Annotated in this window: 19 protein-coding genes and 1 pseudogene; 7 read left to right on the plus strand and 13 right to left on the minus strand. The window is 63.2% G+C overall.

The features are described from left to right. Positions 1-9: 9 nt before the first annotated feature. Genes ACR64R_RS01390 through ACR64R_RS01405 form a run of 4 tightly spaced genes read right to left on the minus strand, consistent with a single transcriptional unit; the run spans position 10 to position 2,301 of the window. Positions 10-1,416, minus strand: a complete 1,407-nt coding sequence (locus ACR64R_RS01390; protein ID WP_487359914.1) for an APC family permease — start codon at positions 1,414-1,416, stop codon at positions 10-12. 13 nt (positions 1,417-1,429) lie between these two features. After that, positions 1,430-1,585 (minus strand): hypothetical protein, encoded by a 156-nt coding sequence (locus ACR64R_RS01395; RefSeq protein WP_487359915.1) that lies wholly within the window; start codon positions 1,583-1,585, stop codon positions 1,430-1,432. Between the two features lie 39 nt (positions 1,586-1,624). Continuing rightward, complete coding sequence (locus ACR64R_RS01400; protein ID WP_487359916.1) at positions 1,625-2,002, minus strand: hypothetical protein; 378 nt, start codon at positions 2,000-2,002, stop codon at positions 1,625-1,627. A gap of 11 nt (positions 2,003-2,013) precedes the next feature. Next, positions 2,014-2,301, minus strand: a complete 288-nt coding sequence (locus ACR64R_RS01405; protein ID WP_487359917.1) for a hypothetical protein — start codon at positions 2,299-2,301, stop codon at positions 2,014-2,016. Between the two features lie 285 nt (positions 2,302-2,586). Between ACR64R_RS01405 and ACR64R_RS01410 the strand changes: the two genes are divergently transcribed. The 4 genes from ACR64R_RS01410 to ACR64R_RS01425 all read left to right on the plus strand — a co-directional run bounded on the left by ACR64R_RS01410 (position 2,587) and on the right by ACR64R_RS01425 (position 6,470). Further along, entirely contained in the window at positions 2,587-3,720 is a 1,134-nt protein-coding gene (locus ACR64R_RS01410; RefSeq protein WP_487359918.1) for an aminomethyl transferase family protein, read from the plus strand. A gap of 141 nt (positions 3,721-3,861) precedes the next feature. After that, entirely contained in the window at positions 3,862-4,458 is a 597-nt protein-coding gene (locus ACR64R_RS01415; RefSeq protein WP_487359919.1) for a dimethylamine monooxygenase subunit DmmA family protein, read from the plus strand. Then, entirely contained in the window at positions 4,455-5,420 is a 966-nt protein-coding gene (locus tag ACR64R_RS01420; RefSeq protein ID WP_487359920.1) for a PDR/VanB family oxidoreductase, read from the plus strand. The genes ACR64R_RS01415 and ACR64R_RS01420 overlap by 4 nt, the downstream gene beginning before the upstream one ends. Before the next feature lie 9 nt (positions 5,421-5,429). Then, entirely contained in the window at positions 5,430-6,470 is a 1,041-nt protein-coding gene (locus ACR64R_RS01425; RefSeq protein WP_487359921.1) for a heme-dependent oxidative N-demethylase family protein, read from the plus strand. Positions 6,471-6,511: 41 nt separating this feature from the next. Here the strand turns inward: ACR64R_RS01425 and ACR64R_RS01430 are convergent, their stop codons facing one another. After that, the gene (locus ACR64R_RS01430) at positions 6,512-7,234 is read right to left on the minus strand and encodes a helix-turn-helix domain-containing protein (RefSeq protein ID WP_487359922.1); all 723 of its coding nucleotides are present in this window, start codon (positions 7,232-7,234) and stop codon (positions 6,512-6,514) included. Between the two features lie 250 nt (positions 7,235-7,484). On the opposite strand from ACR64R_RS01430, the gene ACR64R_RS01435 reads away from it, so the two are divergent. Next, positions 7,485-8,843: an NAD(P)-binding domain-containing protein gene (locus ACR64R_RS01435; protein WP_487359923.1), complete on the plus strand. Its 1,359-nt coding sequence runs from the start codon at positions 7,485-7,487 to the stop codon at positions 8,841-8,843. 67 nt (positions 8,844-8,910) lie between these two features. Here ACR64R_RS01435 and ACR64R_RS01440 read toward each other — a convergent pair whose 3' ends face one another. From ACR64R_RS01440 to ACR64R_RS01450, 3 genes and pseudogenes are all read right to left on the minus strand, one after another. Then, the gene (locus ACR64R_RS01440; protein ID WP_487359924.1) at positions 8,911-9,675 is read right to left on the minus strand and encodes an SDR family oxidoreductase; all 765 of its coding nucleotides are present in this window, start codon (positions 9,673-9,675) and stop codon (positions 8,911-8,913) included. Between the two features lie 91 nt (positions 9,676-9,766). Then, positions 9,767-10,663, minus strand: a complete 897-nt coding sequence (locus tag ACR64R_RS01445) for a DUF427 domain-containing protein (protein ID WP_487359925.1) — start codon at positions 10,661-10,663, stop codon at positions 9,767-9,769. After that, a pseudogene (locus ACR64R_RS01450) lies at positions 10,660-12,317 on the minus strand (ABC transporter substrate-binding protein). Before ACR64R_RS01450 ends, ACR64R_RS01445 begins: the two are co-directional and overlap by 4 nt. A 124-nt stretch (positions 12,318-12,441) precedes the next feature. Here ACR64R_RS01450 and ACR64R_RS01455 point away from each other — a divergent pair. Next, a complete protein-coding gene (locus ACR64R_RS01455) occupies positions 12,442-13,362 on the plus strand; it encodes a LysR family transcriptional regulator (RefSeq protein WP_487359926.1) in 921 nt (306 codons plus the stop codon). Here the strand turns inward: ACR64R_RS01455 and ACR64R_RS01460 are convergent. Together ACR64R_RS01460 and ACR64R_RS01465 are read right to left on the minus strand one after the other, a co-directional pair. Continuing rightward, positions 13,357-13,545 carry a helix-turn-helix domain-containing protein gene (locus ACR64R_RS01460; protein ID WP_487359927.1) on the minus strand — a complete coding sequence of 63 codons (189 nt, stop codon included), beginning with the start codon at positions 13,543-13,545 and terminating at the stop codon, positions 13,357-13,359. The genes ACR64R_RS01455 and ACR64R_RS01460 overlap by 6 nt on opposite strands. 273 nt (positions 13,546-13,818) lie before the next feature. After that, positions 13,819-14,334 (minus strand): hypothetical protein, encoded by a 516-nt coding sequence (locus ACR64R_RS01465; protein WP_487359928.1) that lies wholly within the window; start codon positions 14,332-14,334, stop codon positions 13,819-13,821. Positions 14,335-14,535: 201 nt separating this feature from the next. Here ACR64R_RS01465 and ACR64R_RS01470 point away from each other — a divergent pair, with 201 nt between their 5' ends. Continuing rightward, on the plus strand, positions 14,536-15,900 hold the full coding sequence (locus ACR64R_RS01470) for an outer membrane protein (protein ID WP_487359929.1): 1,365 nt from the start codon (positions 14,536-14,538) through the stop codon (positions 15,898-15,900). Between the two features lie 6 nt (positions 15,901-15,906). Here ACR64R_RS01470 and ACR64R_RS01475 read toward each other — a convergent pair whose 3' ends face one another. Genes ACR64R_RS01475 through ACR64R_RS01485 form a run of 3 tightly spaced genes read right to left on the minus strand, consistent with a single transcriptional unit; the run spans position 15,907 to position 19,758 of the window. After that, on the minus strand, positions 15,907-17,928 hold the full coding sequence (locus ACR64R_RS01475; RefSeq protein WP_487359930.1) for an ABC transporter ATP-binding protein: 2,022 nt from the start codon (positions 17,926-17,928) through the stop codon (positions 15,907-15,909). Continuing rightward, entirely contained in the window at positions 17,921-18,808 is an 888-nt protein-coding gene (locus ACR64R_RS01480) for an ABC transporter permease (protein ID WP_487359931.1), read from the minus strand. Before ACR64R_RS01480 ends, ACR64R_RS01475 begins: the two co-directional genes overlap by 8 nt. Continuing rightward, the gene (locus tag ACR64R_RS01485; RefSeq protein WP_487362353.1) at positions 18,805-19,758 is read right to left on the minus strand and encodes an ABC transporter permease; all 954 of its coding nucleotides are present in this window, start codon (positions 19,756-19,758) and stop codon (positions 18,805-18,807) included. Before ACR64R_RS01485 ends, ACR64R_RS01480 begins: the two co-directional genes overlap by 4 nt. Positions 19,759-19,807: the final 49 nt, after the last annotated feature.

Here is a 19,807-nt window from a genome sequence, read left to right on the forward strand (position 1 = left end):
TCACTCCACTCAATAACCCTGCGGCTTCGGCCACGGCATGGAGAACTGGTCGCCGCGCCGCACGAACTTGTAGCGGTAGAAATGGAACCACAGCGAAATCAGGAAATAGAAGACCGTCATCGCGATCAGCTGCGAGCCGAAGCCGAGGAAGATGGCGAAGAAAGTGACCATGCACAGGCAGAACAGGACGATCGCCGGCAGCGGATGGAAGGGATGCGTGTAGCCGCGGCGGATCGAGCCCAACGGCCACTTCTTGCGGAACATCATGATGTTGATGCTCATGAAGGTGTATTGCAGCACGCCCGACAGGATCGAGAAGGTGATTGCCTGGTTGAGATCGGCGATAAAGGCGAAAGCCAGCGCGATCGGCAGCAGGAACAGGATGGAGCGATAGGGCGTGCGGTATTTCGGATGCACCGCCGAGAACCAGCTCGGCAGGTAACGGTCGCGGCCGAGCGAGAACCAGGCGCGCGCCGCGTCGTTGATGCAGCCATTGGCCGAGGCGAGCGCGGCGAGTAGCGTCGCGATGAACAGGAGGTTCTCGAGCAACGGGCTGCCGGTGAGCTTGCCGGCGTCCCACAGCGGATAATAGGTGATGCCGAGATACTCCCAGGGCATCAGCGAGGCGCAGACATACCAGGTCATGGCGGCGGCGATCAGAAGCGTGATCATGCCGGCCATCGTACCGTAGGGCAGGGAGCGTGCGGGCGAGCGCACTTCCTCGGCGGCCTGCGTGGTGCCCTCGATGCCGAGATAATACCAGATGCCGAACTGGAAGGCGGCGATCACGCCGATCCAGCCATAGGGCAGCGCGTTGCCGGGCGTCACCAGTTCGTTGAGCTTCAGAACCGCGCCCTGCGTCCAGGGGCTCACCGAGAAGAACAGGATGACGATCGAGACATAGGCGATCGCGGTGATGACGAAGTTCACGTTGAGCGTCATCAGCACGCCGCGATAGTTGAGCCAGGCGAGCACGACGATGGTGGCGGCGATGAAGGAATTGTGCGTCAATCCTTCGACGCCGGCCTTGGCGACGATCGTATCGCCGAGGAGGATGGCGTCCGACACTTCGAGCATTGTGTAGGCGAAGACCAAAAACAGCGCGACGTTGAAGGCCATCAGCGGCCCGACGATGTGCTTGGCCTGCGCATACTGCCCGCCGGCGGCGGCGACGGTCGACGTCACTTCGGAATCGATCATGGCGACCGAGGTATAGAGCAGCCCGACGATCCAGCAGACGATCAGCGCGGCCAGCGCGCCGCCCTTGTCGGCGGCGAAGTTCCAGCCGGTGAATTCGCCGACCAGCACGATGCCGACGCCGAGCGCCCAGACATGGGCAGGGCCGAGCACCCTGAGAAGCGAAACCCTGTCGCCGTGGATCGTCGTCGTTAGTCCCGTTTCAGCCGCAGCGGTCATCGTCAGTCCCCACTCAGATCCGGTGTTTTTCGGAAACGGCTTCAAGCTCGCCTTCGCGCGAGGAGGTCAGCACGCCCTCGGAATAGGTCGTATCGACCTTGAACCAATCGTAGAGCATCCAGAGCGCCAGCAGGATCGAGATGCCCCAGCATGCGTAAGAGACTGTCATCCACATGATCGTGTCCCCGAATTACGTGTCGTCGAAGGATTACTTGTCGTCGAACTTCTCGTTGATGACCTCGCGATATTCCTTGTCGGAGGCTCGGAACAGGAAGACGAAATAGGCGATCAGCACGACCGCCATGATGATGAGCGTCGGCCAGTCGATGATGTAGTGGAAGCGGTTCTGGATGATGTCGTGCGCAGTCTCCGGCGTGTAGCCGAGCTTTTCCCAGATCGAAGCCATGGTAGCGTTCTGGCCGAGGGCATCCCAGGTCTTGGCGTCAAGCGGATCGATGGATTTCGCGGCCCCGGCAAGGCCGAGCTTCAGCGGCAGCCAAAGCGCCACGAAGATGGCCACCACGACGACGGCGATGTCGAGAATCTGGCCGGCCTTGCTCTGTTCCGGCGGGATGTAGCGGGACATGGTCTCTCCCCTCAGGACTTGCGGTTGCGGAACGCGTCGGCGTTCTTGATGTCGAGGCCGTAGATGAAGTCCTTGTCTTCCTTGTAGTGGTTGAGCATCGCCAGGATGGCGGCTGTGTTGAAGATCAGCACAGCGGCAGCCGCGATCACGACCACGACCTTGATCCCGCTGTCGGGGATGTAGGCCCAGGTCATCAGGAGGACGAAGAGGATCGTCGCCCACAGGCAGACGATCAGGAGCACGGATCCACGCACGTCGGAGCGGTACAGCGCTTCGATGCGCTGCTGCATGTCGGACATCGGTTTTCCCCTTCTGGCGACGTCCGGCCCCGAAATCGACCGGGCGTCCACTCTTTCAACAGAGTGAAATTTTTTTCATAAATTCCGTCCGAATACTGGAATTGTCAAGCCGGATTTACGCATCGTAAACCGTTTGTTTCAGGTCACGAAATTTGCCTGACAATGAAATTATTTGCTTCAAGGGGATTGCAGGGCTTCGCCGTTTGCGGTCAATATTCGATCAAGCTCCGCCGTCGAGCAGGAGCAGGGAACAGCAACGACTTAAATCGCACGGAGGACGATCGGATGACGGCATCCTGGAGATTCTCGACCCTGGCGGACCGCCATCGCGCGCTCGGCTCGAAGCTCGAGGACTGGAGCGGGATGGGGACCGCCTGGACCTACGACAAGGATGCCGACGAGGAGTACATCGCGATCCGCACCAAGGCCGGCCTGATGGATGTCTCCGGCTTGAAGAAGGTCCATATCACCGGACCGCACGCCTCGCATCTCATCGACCTTGCCACCACGCGCGACGTGGAAAAAATCTATCCCGGCAAATCAGCCTATGCCTGCATGCTGAACGAGGCCGGCAAGTTCACCGACGACTGCATACTCTACCGCATCAGCCCGAACTCCTGGATGGTGGTGCACGGCTCCGGCACCGGCCATGAGGAGTTGCAGCGGGCGGCGATGGGGCGCGATGTCTCGCTGCGTTTCGACGACAACCTGCATGACCTTTCGCTGCAGGGGCCGACCGCCGTCGACTATCTGGCCAAGCATGTGCCGGGCATCCGCGATCTACCATACTTCCATCACATGCAGACGCAGCTCTTCGGCTTGCCCGTCATGATCTCGCGCACCGGCTACACCGGCGAGCGCGGCTACGAGATCTTCTGCCGAGGCCAGGATGCCGGCACGATCTGGGACCGCATTCTCGAGGAGGGCAAGGGCGCCGGCATCATCCCGTGTCGCTTCACCACGCTCGACATGCTGCGCGTCGAGAGCTACCTGCTGTTCTATCCTTACGACAATTCCCAAAAGTATCCGTTCGAGAACGAAGGCCCGGGCGACACGCTGTGGGAACTCGGCCTCGACTTCACCGTCAGCCCCGGCAAGACCGGTTTCCGCGGGGCGGAGGAACATTACCGGCTGAAGGGCAAGGAACGCTTCAAGATCTTTGGCGTCCTGCTCGACGGCAAGGAGCCGGCCGACGAGGGGGCGCCTGTCTATCGCGACGGCAAAAAGGTCGGCGTGGTCACCTGCGCCATGTATTCGCCGCTGGTCGAGAAATCGATGGGCATCGCCCGTCTCGACGTCGACTGCGCGGTGAAGGACACCAAGCTCGAGATTCGCAACAGAAGCGGCTCGATCAAGGCGACGGCGCAGCCATTGCCGTTCGACGATCCCAAGAAAGCCAAGCGCACCGCTAAGGGTTGAGGCATCATCAGCGGGAGGGATTTCGAGGCACTAGAGCATGATCCCGAAAAGTGGGACCCGGTTTTCGGAAAAGACCATGCTCCAACAAGGAGTTAGATCGCGATGACGTTTCAACGAAGCGCCATGGTGATCTAAGGAAGAATGGCAGCCAAGACGATCATCAGCCGGCCCGTTTACGGAACGCTATCTCCGCAGCCCGGCAAGCATCATCTCTTTATCGCCGATATGGAAGGCGCGCTGGCGATCACCGACATGGCCGGCAAGGCGGCGCCCGGCTTCTTCGATAGTGCCGAGATCGATTTCATTCCAGGTCCCGACGGCAGGCACATCGGCGCCCTCGAAGCGCTGAAGCCGGCGCAACTCCATCTGGCGCCGTCCTTCGCGAGCTTGCTGCCCAGATTGAAGCAAACGCTGACCAACGCGCATATGGGCCTGCGTCTCTATCTCTCGGGCACCGAGGGCCTGATCGGTCAGGCGATGCAGGCCGCGCTCGAAGCCGGCATCGACCACACCGCGATGCAGACCGAGCATCGCGGCTCGCTGGCGCGGCGCATGCAATGCGTGCACTGCAAGGGCATTACCGAGAATGTGACGACGCAGCCGGCGCTCTGCTCGCATTGCGGCCTGCTGCTTCTGGTGCGCGACCACTATTCGCGGCGCCTCGCCGCCTTCCAGGGCGTGTGCATCAACGCCGAGGATCGCTCCGAGATTCCTCCAATGGAGGAGGCCTTCCCGTGAGCACCGGCACCACAAAGCTCGATGTCGTCGTCAGCGACGTCGTCCCTGTCAACGAACTGGTCACCCGCTTCCATTTCCGCCGCCGCGACGGCGGGCTGTTGCCGACCTTTTCCGGGGGCGCGCATGTCGTGGTCGAGATGCGCGACGGCAACCGCACGAGGCTCAATCCCTACTCGCTGATGGGCTCGCCGCTCGACACGCGCGAATACACGATTTCCGTCAGGCGCGACGATCTCGGACGTGGCGGCTCGTTGTTCATGCACCGGCAGGTCAAGCCCGGCCTGGAGATGGTGATCAGTTACCCGGTCAACCTGTTTTCGCTGGATCTCAGGGCCAGGAAACATCTGATGCTGGCCGGCGGCATCGGCATCACCCCGTTCATGGCGCAGACGTCGCAACTGGCGGGCGCCGGCGGCAATTTCGAACTGCACTACACCTGCCGCACCGCCTCGCTCGGAACCTATGCCGACGTGCTGCGAGAGCGATATGGCAACCGGGTCCGGCTCTATCACGACGACCGAGAGGAGCGCATCGATCTCGATCGGCTTCTGTCCTCCCAGCCGCTCGGAACGCATCTCTATGTCTGCGGCCCGGCTGGCATGATCAACTGGGTGCGCGACCGCGCTGCCAGCCTGGGCTGGCCGCCGGAAACCGTGCATTTCGAGCATTTCGCGGCGCCCCAGCCCGGCGCGCCCTTCGACGTCGAGTTGGCCGTCAGCGGCAAGACGATCCATGTCGGCGAACAGCAGAGCCTGCTCGAAGCGATCGAGGCGGCCGGCGTCGATCCGCCCTATCTGTGCCGCGGCGGCGTCTGCGGCCAGTGCGAGACCAATGTGATCTCCTACGACGGCAAGTTCATCCACAACGATCACTGGCTGAGCGAGGAAGACCACCGTTCCGGCTGCAAGATCATGCCTTGCGTCTCGCGTTTCGAGGGCAAGTCGCTGGTCCTGGAAAGATAGGAGGCGTCAATGGGCATCACGTTTCGTAAGGAAACTTTCCGCGACGATTTCACCTTTAGGAACAGTCCCGAGCACATCAGGCGCTTTCCGTTTCCGTTCAACGAAGACGCCTACATGTATGCGGTCAACATCGAGCCGCATGTCGTCGGGCCAAAGGGCAGCGTTCTCGAAAACCTGATCGACGTCGACGAGCACTATGTCGCGGAGATGCAGGATCGCGCGCTGGTGCTGGCCGAGGATCCGCTGCGCTGCCAGTCGCTGCCGCATATGACGCTCGCCGGCTGGGACCTGCTGGAGCTTCTGATGGAGCAGCAGGCGCTCGGCTATCCCGAGCATTTCACGCTGGAGCGCGACGGCGACCGCTGGCGCTGGATCAATCGCCCGCTTGGCATCGACGACACCTTTACCTTCGGCGACACCTCGACGCTGCCCTATGGCCCGATGGAATACATCACGCGCCAGAGCCAGGGCGACTTCTGCATCCTCGATCAGCGTGACGGCAATCTGTGGATGGATGCCGGCATGGTCACCACCCAGGCCGACTGGTCGCTCGATTTCGACATCGGCATGAACTTCTTCGAGTGGCACGCGCCTGTGCCGTTGGCGCATGAAAAGGGAATCTTCACCCGCGCGCTGAAATTCCTCACCAACATCCAGCAGGGCAAGCCCGCCAGGCGCCTAAACTGGACGATGACCATCAATCCGCGCCTCGACACCAGCCCCGAGAATTATCACAAATGGGGACCGGACCGCGCGACGGTGACGCCGGAGAATGTCGGCCAGAAGGTGCATCTGCGCGTCGAGCTGCAAAGCTTCTGGCGGCTGCCGCGCTCCAATGGCATCGTCTTCCCCATCCGCTGCTACCTGATCAAGATGGATGAGCTGGTCACGCAGCCGAAATGGGCGCGCCGCCTGCACCGCGTCATCCGCGACCTGCCGGAGGAGCTCGCCACCTATAAGGGCCTCACCCGGTACAGGCCAACGCTGGTCGAGTGGTTGTCGAAGCTGGATGACGGCAGCCCGACCAGCCCGGGATTCGGGCCGGATTAGAGGCTGCCAATCTCCCCCCGCGAGGGGTGGAGATCAGCCAATCACCCTGCGCTGTTTTGCGGATAGCAGATGATCGACAGGTATCGCATCGGCAATTGCGTAAGCTCTTCCGGCCCATGCGGCGCGTCGGCGTCGAAGAACAGGCTGTCGCCCGGCTTCATCGGATAGAGGTTGTTGCCGTGCCGGTAAACGACCTCGCCCTCGAGCATGTAGAGGAACTCCATGCCCGCATGCTGGAAGGTCGGGAACACATCCGAATTCTCGGTCAGCGTGATAAGATAGGGCTCGACGACGACACCGCTGGTGTTGGCTCCGATATGGCCGAGCAGATTGTACTGGTGGCCGGCACGGGTGCCGCGCCGCTCGACATCGACGCCTTGGCCGGCCTTGACGAAAACGGCGCTGTGCTCTTCCTCGAAACGCCGGAAGAAGGCGGTCACCGGAACGCCGAGTGCCCGCGACAGCGCCTGCAATGTCGTCAGCGACGGCGAGGTGATGCCGTTTTCGATCTTCGACAGCATGCCGAGCGAAATGTCGGTGGCGGCGGCGAGATCGGCGACGGTGATGCCGAGCTTCTTGCGGAAAGCGCGCACCTCGTGGCCGATCGCCACTTCAAGCACCTTTTCGCGCGTATCGCGGATGGCGTGCGGATTCTGTGTCAGCGGCGTGCGGATCGTGCGCCCGTCGACCGAAACGCGCTTCGCCGGCGCCTTGCTCTTGGCGGCGGTATCGGCGGGTTTGGTGCCAGAAGTCTTGTTCGCCATGTCGCCCCCGATTCTCGCGGATCTATTTCACTCCAGGTGAACATATGCGGTGGCGATACAGGAGCGCAACCGCGACGGCAAGCCGCTGGATGTCGCGGCAACTCCCTATGGCGGTTTCGGTTTCCCGCCGAAATCCGTTTGGCGCAAAGCCCTTGCCCTCAGATGTCTGTTGACAGCACCAAAGGGCCAATTACTGTCACTGTCAGTGAAATTTGTTTCGCTGGGGAAATCAAAAAAGAGGAGGCCCGCAATGAAATCTCGTGTCGCCGTCATCGGAGCCGGACCGTCGGGGCTGGCGCAACTGAGGGCCTTCAAATCGGCAGCCGACAAGGGCGCGGAGATCCCGGAAATCGTCTGTTTCGAAAAGCAGAGCGACTGGGGCGGGCTGTGGAACTACACCTGGAGAACCGGCCTCGACGAGCATGGCGATCCGGTGCATGGCTCGATGTACCGCTATCTGTGGTCGAACGGGCCGAAGGAGTGCCTCGAATTCGCCGACTACACCTTCGAGGAGCATTTCGGCCGGCCGATCGCCTCCTATCCGCCCCGCGCTGTCTTGTGGGATTACATCAAGGGCCGCGTCGAGAAATCAGGCCTGCGCGACTGGGTGCGCTTCAACAGCCCGGTGCGCATGGTGACCTATTCCGACGAGACCAAGAAATTCACCGTCACCGCGCATGACCGCACCAACGACGTCACCTACTCGGAAGAGTTCGACAACGTCGTCGTCGCCTCCGGCCATTTCTCGGTGCCCAACGTGCCATATTTCGAGGGTTTTTCCACCTTCAACGGCCGTATCCTGCACAGCCACGACTTCCGCGACGCCATGGAGTTCAAGGGCAAGGACATATTGATCATCGGCCGCTCCTATTCCGCCGAGGATATCGGTTCGCAGTGCTACAAATACGGCGCCAAATCGATCACCTCCAGCTATCGCTCCAAGCCGATGGGCTTCAAGTGGCCGGAGAACTGGAAGGAAGTGCCGCTGCTGCAGAAGGTCGTCGGCAAGACCGCGCATTTCAAGGACGGCACCACCAAGGATGTCGACGCCATCATCCTGTGCACCGGCTACCTGCATTCCTTCCCGTTCCTCACCGACGACCTCAAGCTCAAGACCGCCAACCGCATGTGGCCGCTAGGTCTCTATGAAGGCGTCGTGTGGGAGAAGAACCCGAAACTGTTCTACATCGGCATGCAGGACCAGTTCTACACCTTCAACATGTTCGACGCCCAGGCCTGGTACGCCCGCGACGTGATGCTGGGGCGCATCAAGCTGCCCTCGGCCGAGGCGATGGCCGAGCACAGCGCCAAGTGGCGCGCCCGTGAGGAGACGCTGGAGGACGCCGAGCAGATGATCTGGTTCCAGGGCGACTACACCAAGGAATTGATGGACCAGACGGACTACCCGGGCTTCGACGTCGAGGCGGTCAACCGCACCTTCATGGAGTGGGAGCACCACAAGATGGAAAACATCATGACCTTCCGCGACAACGCCTACCGCTCGCTGATGACCGGCACCATGGCGCCGTTGCACCACACGCCGTGGCTGCAGGCGCTGGACGATTCGATGGAGAGCTATCTCGAGGTGAAAGGCGTCGCGGCCGAGTAGCGCGGCACGCCTCCGAGCCGTTCTTCAAATCAGCAAGGTTGGATGTCCCGCGGGACATACCATCGGCCTACCAGCAGACGTAACCGCCGTCGACGATCAGGTCGAGGCCGGTAACGAAGCTCGACGCGCGGCTGGCCAGGAACACCGTCGGCCCGACCATTTCCTCCGGCGCCGCCATGCGCCCCATCGGCGTGTCGCGTTTGAAGATCCTTATTTCCTCCGCCACTTCGGGCCGCTTGTTCATCGGTGTCAGCGTGTAGCCCGGGCTGACGACATTGACGCGCAAGCCACGGTCCGCCCATTCCATGGCGAGGCTCTTCGACATGTGGATGACGGCGGCCTTGGAAGAATTGTAGTGCGCCTGCGTCAGCCCCCGGTTGACGATGGTGCCCGACATCGAGGCGATGTTGATGATGGAGCCTCTTTGCCGCGTCAGCATCTTGCGGGCTTCCGCCTGGCAGGACAGGAACACGCCCGCCACGTTGACCTCGTGCACCTTGCGCCATTTATCCAGCGGCATCGTCTCGGCCGGTTCCGAGCCGGCAATGCCCGCGTTGTTGACGGCGACGGTCAGCGCGCCGAGTTCAGCCTCGACGCGAGCGATCGCCGTCGCAAGGTCGCTCTCGGATGTCACCGTGCCGGTCAGCGCCAACGCTTTGCGGCCAAGTGCCGTGATCCTATGCGCGGTCTCCTCGAGCCCGCCCTTGGACGCATGGCCGAAACAAGCGACGTCGGCGCCTGCTTCCGCCAGCCCGATCGCGATGGCCTGGCCGATGCCGCTGCCGGCGCCGGTGACCAGCGCGACGTCGCCATTCAGCTTGAAAAGATCCATTGCTAGCCCTCCCTGACTTCCGGGAAGGTATGCGCTGAATTGTACCTCGATCAAGCGGCCTGATCTGGCTGCGCCGGGCGCGCCTCGAAAATCAGAAATAGCCGTCTGAAGCGGCCGTCGCTTCCTTGGGGATTTCCACCCCGTCGACCAGGATCTTGTCGACCAACTCGTGATGGAAGCAGACCAGACCCTTGATGCGCTCGGCCTCGTGGACCGGCTCGGGATAGTACCAGACGAGGTTCTCGTGCCGCTTTTTCGGCGTTGTCACGTGGTAGTAGTTGGAAAGGCCCTTGTAGGGGCAGCGCGAGATGTAGCGGCTGGGCGAAAACATATCGAGCCGCGTATCCGAGATCGGCAGATAGTGGCGCACCGGATGGCCAGTCTCGAACAGGAACACGCCGCGGCGTAAATCGGCGACCTGCTCGCCGTCGAGGATCACCTGCACGCGCCGCGACGAAGGCAGGCAGTCGACACGGCGGAACGGGTCGCGGGCGTGGACGAAGATCTCCTCGTCCTCTTCATACCAGTGGGTCATCTTCGGCCAGTAGAAGGAGATGTAGTCGCCGATCGGCGGGCAACCCTTGACGGGGTCGAGGTAGCGCCAGGCGCCATCCTCGACCAGCGTAATGCCGGTGTTGAGCGAATAGTGCGTGGCGACGCCCTTGAACGGGTCTTCGGTCGTCGTCCGGCTCGGCAGCAGGAACTCCTCGCGCACATCGCTCATCGGGAAGTAATAGACAGGCAGGTGGTCGCTTTCCTGAAACACCAGCGCCTTGGTGGTGTCGGCGACGATCATTGGGCCGACCTGCACCCTGATCCGCTTGGGCGATGGCATGGTAAAGGTGACATAGCCCGGCTCGAACTCGTACTGCACGATGGTGTCGAGTACAGGGAAATGCGGCCCGCGGCCGCGCAGATGGGGCTTGCGAATGGTCGTCGTCCTCTTCTCGTCGTCTGCCGCCAGGTTCTTGCGCGCTGTAATCGTCATGACGCCACCGATACGCGGTCGAGCAAAAGACCAGCAGCGATCGGCGGCACGCCGCTGACATTCTTGCGCACCGGCACCAGGAGGTCCGGGAAATAGCTGAAGATCACCGGCGTCTCATCGAGCAGCAGCTTCTGGATGTCGGAAGCGGCCTTGCGTTGGGAATCGAGGTCGAGTGTCTTGAGATAGCCGGTGACCAGGCCGTCATAGGTGGCATTCTTGAAATGCGCCGCGTTCCACGGACCGTCGCTGACCAGCGGGCTTTTCAGGAAGACGTTCGGCACGCTGCGATGGGCGTAGTCGGTGATGCCGAGCGGGCTGTCCAGCCAGTCCGACTGGCCGAACACCGCCTTGCCGTAATACTTGTCCTGGTCCTCGATGTTGAGCGAGATACGCGCGCCGATCTCCTTGGCGAAATTCTGGAACAGCTGCGCGTAGCCGGGAATGTCGGAATAGCGCAGCGTCGTCAGCGTCATGTCGAAGCCGTTGGCCAGCCCCGCCGCCTCCATCAGCTGCTTGGCCCTGGCGATGTCTTGCGCGCGCTGCGCCACCGACTTGTCGGTGGCCGGGAAAGCCGGCGCGAACGGGCTGTCATTGCCGGTTGCCGCCATGCCGCGGCAGAGGCCGTCGACCAGCTCGGAACGGTCGATACACAAGGCCAGCGCCTGGCGCACGCGCTTGTCGGTAAAGGGCGCCATGTCGCAGCGCATATGCAGTTGGCGATGCGCGGTGGAGGCGACCCGCAGCACGGTGATGTCAGGGTTGCCCAACACGACCTGGCTGACGTCGAGCGGGATCGCGTCGAGCACGTCGACCTCGCCCGCCTGCAGAGCGAGGATGCGCGGCTGCACGTCGCCGTAGAATTTAAATTCGAGCCGGTCGGGCAGGGCCTTCTCGCCCCAGTAGTCGGGATTGCGCACGAAGCTCGCGCCGACCTTCGGCGTGTAGCTTTCGAGCCGGAACGGCCCGGTGCCTTCGAAGGTCTTCTCGTAGTCGCCCTTGTAGCTCGCCGGCAGGATCACGGCGTTGTAATTGTCGATCGACACCGAATAGGGGAAGCTGCCATTCGGCGCATCCAGATGAAACTCGACGGTGTGGTCGTCGACCTTGCGCGTGCCGCCCTTCGACAAGAGGCCCTTGAACACCGAGAGCGCGTTGGAGGTACCGTTCGGATCAGCGAGGCGATCGAAGGTTGCCACGACGTCGTCGGCCTTGAAATCCTCGCCATTGTGGAATTTCACGCCCTTGCGCAGCTTGAAGGTCCAGGTGCTTCCGTCCGCATTGGGCGACCAGCTTTCGGCCAGCACTGGCTTCAGCGTCAAGTCGGGTTGCGTCACGCACAGGAACTCGGCCGTCTGGAAGACGAGCTGGTAGCTGCCGCTGTCATAGAAGGTGACGGGATCGATGGCGCCGCCGGGCACGGCGATGCCGGCGCGCACCGTGCCGCCTGGCTTGCCTTCGGCGCGCGCTGGCGGAGCGCCGAGGCCGACCGCCGAAGCGATGCCGCCGAGGAAGGGCAACGACAGGCCGAGCACGCTGCCATGGCGCAGGAATTCGCGTCGGCCGATCCTGCCGGCGAGCAATTCGTCGATAGCGGAATTTCGATTGCGGTCAGCGTTTTGCGGGCAGCGTCGATCGTCCTGAAATGCTTCGGCATAGCGGCATTCCTCGTTTTGTCCGGGGGCTTCGGCATTTGGCCACTCTTGACCTCGCCCGGAAAGCGATATTTTTTGATTGGCGCCATCGGAAATTTCGATGACGAGCCAGTGAAGGGCGGAGCCATGGATACCGAGAATCTGCGCAGTTTCCTGGAGGTCGCGGCGCATGGCAGCTTCACCATCGCCGCTCACCGGCTGAACCTTGCCCAGTCGACCGTCAGCGCGCGCATTCGCGGCCTGGAGGAGCAACTGGGTCGCAAGCTGTTCGTCCGTGACAGCGACGGCGTCACGTTGACGCCGGCCGGCCGGCAGTTCCTGCCGCATGCCTCCACGATCACCCGCACCTGGGAGCAATCGCGCCAGGACATCACGGTTCCCGATGGTTACGAAACTCTGCTCAGGCTGACCGCGCCGGCCTATCTTTGGGACAGCATCACTTCGCCTTGGATCACCTGGATGCGCGAGAGGCGGCCGAACGTGGCGCTCAGGCTGGAAGGCAGTTTCCCGGATCTGGCGATCGACCAGATGGCCGAAGGCCTGCTCGACATCTGCATCCTGCATCTCCCCAAGCCGCATCCAGGCATCGTCTATGAAACGCTGGCAGTCGATCAGGTTGTCCTCGTCCAACACACCGAGCAGCCCGGATCGTGGACCGACAACTACATCCTGATGGATTGGGGGCTGGAGTTCCGTATCGAGCACGACCGCGCGTTTGCCGGTGTCGTGAAGCCCGCCATCTCGGCCGGGCTGGTATTCATCGGACTGCAGCATGTCCTGTCGCAGAAGGCGGCAGCCTATTTGCCGCTCAGCGCGGTGAGCGCCTATATCGAGCGCGGCGAGCTGACGCGTGTCGAGGGCACGCCCGTATTCCAGCGCCCCATATATCTTGCCTATCCCGCGAATACGGCTTCGTCCGATGCTCTCGACATCGCTTTGACGGGCCTGCGCACGCTCGCCGGGAACCTGTCGAGCGATCAGGCTTTCGCAGAGAGCGACCGCGCCTTCAGCATGGCCGGCGACCCGCTTCAGCTTTCGCCATCATGACTTGGAGCCTGTCGCGTTGCGCAGGTCGGATGGGGTCATGCCGTAGCGGCGGCGAAAGCAGCGGTTGAAATAGGACAGATTGGAAAATCCGACGTGAAAGGCGATGGCGCTGATCGTCCGCATCGCCGGCCCCGTGTCGGAGATGACGAGCTGGTAGGCGCGTGCGAGCCGCTGCTCGAGCACATATCCGGAGAATGTTCCCCCTGGCTTTCGAACAGCATCTGCACATAGCGCGGCGTCACCCGATGGCGTCGCGCAAGCGTCACTACCGAGAGCCCCTCGTCGGCAAGGTGGGCGAGAATATCGGCCTTCAAAGCCGCAAGCCTTGTCGCTTGCAGGCCGCCGGCCTCGGCGAGAACACGCGCATCGCGCGTCGGGCCAATCGCCAGGGCGATAAGGTCGCGCAGATGCGCGGCAACCGTCAGGCGCAGATCGGGCGCGGCCAGGGCTTGCCGGTCAAGCGACGTCAGATAGCTCGTCAGCAGCCGCAAGGCCTCGCTCTACGGCAAGCGGCGCGAGACATTCGCCCCCACGTCGGACAGCAGTGATGTCAGCATGCTGCGCGGCAACCGAAATGCCTGAAAGCGCGCCGGCGCGGGAAAGGTGATGCTGCAGCGGTCGCTCGTATCGAGCAGTACGCCCTCGTAAGGTCGGATCTTCCGCCTCGCGCCCGTGCTGTGCGGCGAATGCGACGCCCTCTGTATTGACGGCGAAAACGAGATCGTCGCAACCATCGGCGATCAGCTCGCTCGTCCGCGATGAGCGGAAGCCCGCGCCGGCGCCGAACATCAGCGATACTCCCGGCAGGCTGCGCAGCGTGGCGCGGTGAAAGAAATCCCGCTCGGGGAGGCGCTCATACTGCGCCCTGACCATGTGACGCCCGAACACTTCGCGCCATACCGCCACACGGTCCCACTCGGGGTAAGCGTCGGTGGAAAAATGCAGGCCATCGGCGGGGGTGGAAACACTCATCCATGGAATCCGTGGCGGGACAGCGGGCGGCTTTCAGTATCCTGTCACTCGACTGCAACACCAGTCACCAATTCGTGACAGGGTTCGCCTGCGTATCAGCCTGATTTCGCTGCTGTATTACCTTACTTCGTCTCAGTACGAGCCGCGATGACGCATGCCCTATAGCGTCCGTTCCCAACGACAATGTCATCGGGGCTTGGAATGATTGCTTATGCCTGTTCACGTTCTGCTGTGGCGCTCGCCGCCAGCGGCATCGTCTGCCTGACGGTGGCCGCATCCGCGGCCGACCTGCCGGCCGAGGCTGCTCCCCCCACGTCGCTGCCGATCGCGTCATGGACCGGATTCTACGCCGGCGCCTGGACCGGCGTGGGCGTGCAGCGCTCGCACGGCACGGACCCGACCGGCAGCGTCGGGCCCGGCACCGACCTCGACTATGTCGGCTCCGGTCTCGCGGGGGGCGGCGCGCTCGGGTACAATTGGCAGTTCGACAGCAACGTCGTCGCCGGCGTCGAGGGCGATTTCGGCTATCTCGGCCTTGGCCGCGAAGTCACGGACTTTCAGGACAACAACACCATCTACAATTCCCGGACGAACTGGCTTGCCACCTTGCGCGGGCGCATCGGCTTGAGCAGTGGACCGAGCCTCTCCTACCTCACCGCCGGCGCCGCTTGGGTGAACTTCGAAGACACCATCCAGAACGGCACGAGCCTGCAGCAAGTCACCAGCAGCAGGACCAAAAGCGGTTACGCTATCGGCGGCGGCACCGAGACCATGCTCGGCGGCAACTGGACGGCCAAAGCCGAATATCTCTTGGTCGATGTCGGGTCTGGCAGCCTCCTGACCAATCCGGGCAACGGCGCGGCCATCGAGGTCGACAAGCACCGCAGCAACCTGATGAAGTTCGGTCTGAACTACATGTTCGAGGGCAAGTCGCAGCCGCCTCTGCCTGAAAACGACTGGGGCGGCTTTTATGCCGGTCTAGTGGGCGGATCAGGCGTCACCCAGGTGCGCGCGCCCGATCCGACCGACCCCACCGACGGCGAGGTCGGAAGCAACGGCCAAGGTCTCACCATTGGCGGCATTGTCGGCTATAACTGGCAATTCTCGCCCCACGTCGTGGCCGGCGTCGAGGGTGATTTCAGCTGGCTCGGCATCAATCATTCGGAGATGAACTGGGACAATCCCGACGTGCTCGGCATCAAGACCAATTGGATGGCCACCGCGCGAGGCCGGCTGGGCTACTCCACCGGGCCCGCGCTCCTCTATCTTACCGGCGGTGGCGCATGGGTCAATGTGCGCGACAGCTGGGCGAACACGACGACTCCTGCCAGCACTTCCAGCACCAGTACACTTTCCGGCTACGCGGTTGGCGGCGGTATCGAGACGGTCCTGTCTCCGGCCTGGCTGCCCGGCAATTGGACCACGCGGACGGAATATCTCTTTGTCGATGTCGGGAACGGCAACACGCTCAGCGTGCCGGAGAGCGGCGGCGCGATCGACACCATTCGGGCCAATCACAAGTTCCACCTCTTCAGGGCCACCCTAACTTACAGGTTTGGCGGCTAGTCAAGACTAGGCCGGCTCCACGACCTTCGGCTTCTGCAACCTTGCCAATTCGGCGTAAGGGATATGGCACCGAATGGTGTGCCCTGCCTGGGCCTCGGTGAGCTCAGGTTCCCGCGTCTCGCAGATTGCGCCGATCTTGCGCGGGCAGCGCGTGTGGAAGACGCAGCCAGTCGGGGGGTTGGCCGCGCTCGGGATTTCGCCGTCGAGACGGATGCGCGAGCTCTCGGTGCGGTCGAGCTTCGGCACGGCCGAAAGCAGCGCCTCGGTATAGGGATGATGCGGGCCGGAAAAGACGTCTTCCGAAGGCCCGAACTCCATGATGCGGCCGAGATAGAGCACGGCGATCTTGTCGGAGAGATAGCGCACCACGCCGAGGTCGTGCGAGATGAAGATGTAGGAGACATCCTGCCTCGACTGCAGGTCGGCCAGCAGGTTTAGGATCGCCGCCTGCACTGAGACGTCGAGCGCCGAGGTCGGCTCGTCGCAGACCACGATGCGCGGATCGCCGGCGAAGGCGCGCGCGATCGCCACGCGCTGCTTCAGGCCGCCCGAGAGCTGGCGCGGCTTGAGGGCGAGATGGCGGTCGGTGAGGCGCACCGAGCGAATAAGCTCCTCGAGCCTCGTGTCCAGTTTCTTGCCGCTGAGCCCGCCCAGCCGTTTCAGGGCGCGGCTCAAGATATGCCGGATCGAATGCGAGCGGTTGAGCGCGGAGTCGGGGTTCTGGAAGACGATCTGCACCGCCTTGACCTGATCTTCCGAGCGGCTGGCGAGACGTGGCGCCAACTGCTTGCCATCAAGCTCGATCGAAGCGCCATCGTCCGGCGCGACGAGGCCGAGCAGGAGCCGGGCGAAAGTGGTCTTGCCGCTGCCGGATTCGCCGACCAGGCCGAGCGTCTCGCCGGGCCTCAAATTGACCGAGACGTCCTTCACCGCCCTGAGCGGGCGACCGTGGCTGGCATAGGTCTTGTTCAGCCCTTCGATCCGCAGCACCGGCGGCGCCTGCCTGGGTGCCGCGGCGATAATCTCGGCGGGCGTGGCGCGCGGCAGCGACTGCGCCTTGTCATGGTAGTGGCAGCGAGACAGGCGGCCGTCGCCCAGATCGTAGAGCGGAGGCGGCTCGCTGCGGCAATGTTCGGTCGCCAGCGCGCAGCGGTCGGCGAAGGCGCAGCCGGCGATATTGGCGCCGATGCCGGGCAGGAAACCCGGGATGGTGTCGAGACGGCCCTGGTCCTTGCGCTGGCCGCCGCGCGGCAGGCAGCGCAGCAGCGCCACCGTGTAGGGATGGCGCGGATCATTGAAGACGTCCTTGGTCGAGCCTTCCTCGACCAGCATGCCGGCATAGAGCACGCCGACGCGGTCGCACATGTTGGAGACGACCGCGAGATTGTGGCTGATGAACAGGATCGAGGCCGACAACTCGCGCCGCAGCTGCCCGATCAGGTCGAGCACTTCCGCTTCGACCGTGGCGTCGAGGCCGGTGGTGGGCTCGTCGAGGATCAGCATCGAGGGGTCGTTGGCCAAAGCCATGGCGATCGCCACGCGCTGCTGCATGCCGCCGGAAAGCTGGTGCGGATAGCGCTGCATGACGCTTGCCGGGTCGGAGATCCGCACGCGGTTCAGCATGGCGAGCGCCTTGTCTTCGGCCGCCTGTCCGGTGACGCCGGCAAGCTCGAAGATCTCGGTCAGCTGGCGGCCGATGCGCAGCGACGGGTTCAGCGCCTTCCCGGGGTCCTGATAGACCATCGAGACGCTGTCGGCCCGGGCCCGCCTGAGCGCTTCGGCGTCGAGCTTCATCACGTCCTTGCCGTCGAGCGCGATCGAGCCGCCGGTGATCGAGCCGTTGCGCGGCAGGTAGCGCACCACCGAAAGCGCCACGGTCGACTTGCCGCAGCCGGATTCGCCGACCAGCCCGTAGGCCTCGCCGGCCTTGATGGTCAGGTTGACGTTGCGCAGCACCGCGCGGTTGCGGCGGCCGACGCGATAGGCGACCGACAGGTCCTTCAATTCGAGCGCGTTCTTCTCAGTCATTGAACGCCCCATGCACGCCGTCGGCCACAAGGTTGACGCCGATCACGAGCGAAGCGATGGCCAAGGCGTCAAACAATACCGTCCACCAGAAGCCGCCGCCGATCATGCCGTAATTCGAGGAGATCGAGAGCCCCCAGTCGGGGGAGGGCGGCTGGATGCCGAAGCCCATGAAGGAGAGTGTTGCCACCGCGAAGATCGCATAGCCAAGCCGCACCGTCGTCTCGACCAGGATCGGCGGAATGACGTTGGGCAGAATCTCGACGAACATCGTGTGCAGCGCGCCTTCGTGGCGCAGCTTTGCCGCCGCGACATAGTCCAGCTCGCGTTCGGCCAGCACCGCCGAGCGCACGGTGCGGGCGATGATCGGCGCGAAGCTGAGCCCTATGACCACGATCACGGTCGCCTTCGACGTGCCGAGCGCAACGATGGCGAGCAGCGCGATGATCACCACAGGGATCGCCATGAACGCTTCCAGCACGCGGCTTACGATATCGTCGACAATGCCCCGGAAATAGCCGATGACGAGGCCGAGCGCGGTGCCGGCTATGGTCGCCAGGATGGTCGCCAGCGGCGCCACCGTGAGGATGTCGCGCGAGCCGACGATGACGCGCGAGAACACGTCGCGGCCGAGCTGGTCGGTGCCGAACCAGTGTTCGGCCGACGGCGGCGCAAGCGTATTGATGATATCGGCGTCGAGAGGGTCATAGGGGACGAAATGTTCCCCGAACACCGCGCAGATCACCCAGAACAAGAGGATGGCAAGCCCGGTCAGGAAAGTGCCGGACCTGAGCAGCGAATGCAGGACTTCGCCCCAAGGGCTGCGCTGTCCCGTATCGGGCGCCGGCGCCGGAAGGCCGGCGGGTGCGTCAGTGGCGCTCATTGCTCTGCTCCCAGCCGGATGCGCGGATTGAGGACGGAGTAGAGGAAGTCGGCGACGAGGGTTGCCACCGCATAGACGATGCCGATGGTGAGGATGCCGGCTTCCAGCATCGGAAAATCCTTGCCGCGCGCGGCGGTGAAGATCAGCGAGCCGATGCCCTGGTAGCGGAACAGCGTCTCGATAACCACCAGGCCGCCGATGAGATAGCCTGTCTGGGTGGCGATGACGGTTATGGTCGGTAGAAGCGCGTTGCGCAGCACATGCCGCCAGATCACCGTGCGCCATGGCAGGCCCTTGAGCACGGCGGTGCGCGTGTAATCTGAATCGAGCGCCTCGATCATGCCGGAGCGCGCCATGCGCGCGATGTAACCGAACAGGACCAGGAACAGCGGCAGCGAGGGCAGGATCAGGTAATAGAGCTGGGTGAAAAAGCCGGCGCCCTTGGGCCAGGCTGCGGCGATCGGCAGCCAGCGCAGCCAGACGCCGAAAATCAGGATCAGGATAATGCCGGTGACGAATTCCGGCAGCACCGTCACCGACAGGCCGCCGAGGCTGATGATGCGGTCGAGCGGACGGTTGAGATTGAGCGCGGCGATGACCCCGCCGAGGATTCCGATCGGAACCACCAGCACGAAGGCGACGAGCGCCAGCTTCATCGAATTGCCCAAGGCGTCGATGACGAAGGGCGCGACCGGCGCGCGGAAGACGTAGGAGGTGCCCATGTCGCCATGCAGGAAGTTCCAGATCCAGGTCCCGTACTGGACGAGCAGCGGACGGTCGACGCCAAGCGAGTGGTTGAGCGCGTCGACGGCGCGCTGGTCGGCGAATGGCCCCAATATGGCGCGACCGACATTGCCCGGCAGCACCTGGCCGCCAAGGAACACCATGACGCTGAGCAGGAACAGCGTGACAAGCGACAAAGCAAGGCGCCGGACGAGGAAGGCGAGGATGGCGAATACTCCTATTGGAGCCGGCTCTCCTTGGAGAGCCGGCTGTTAG

The organism is Mesorhizobium sp. MC2-1-1 (assembly GCF_057597255.1).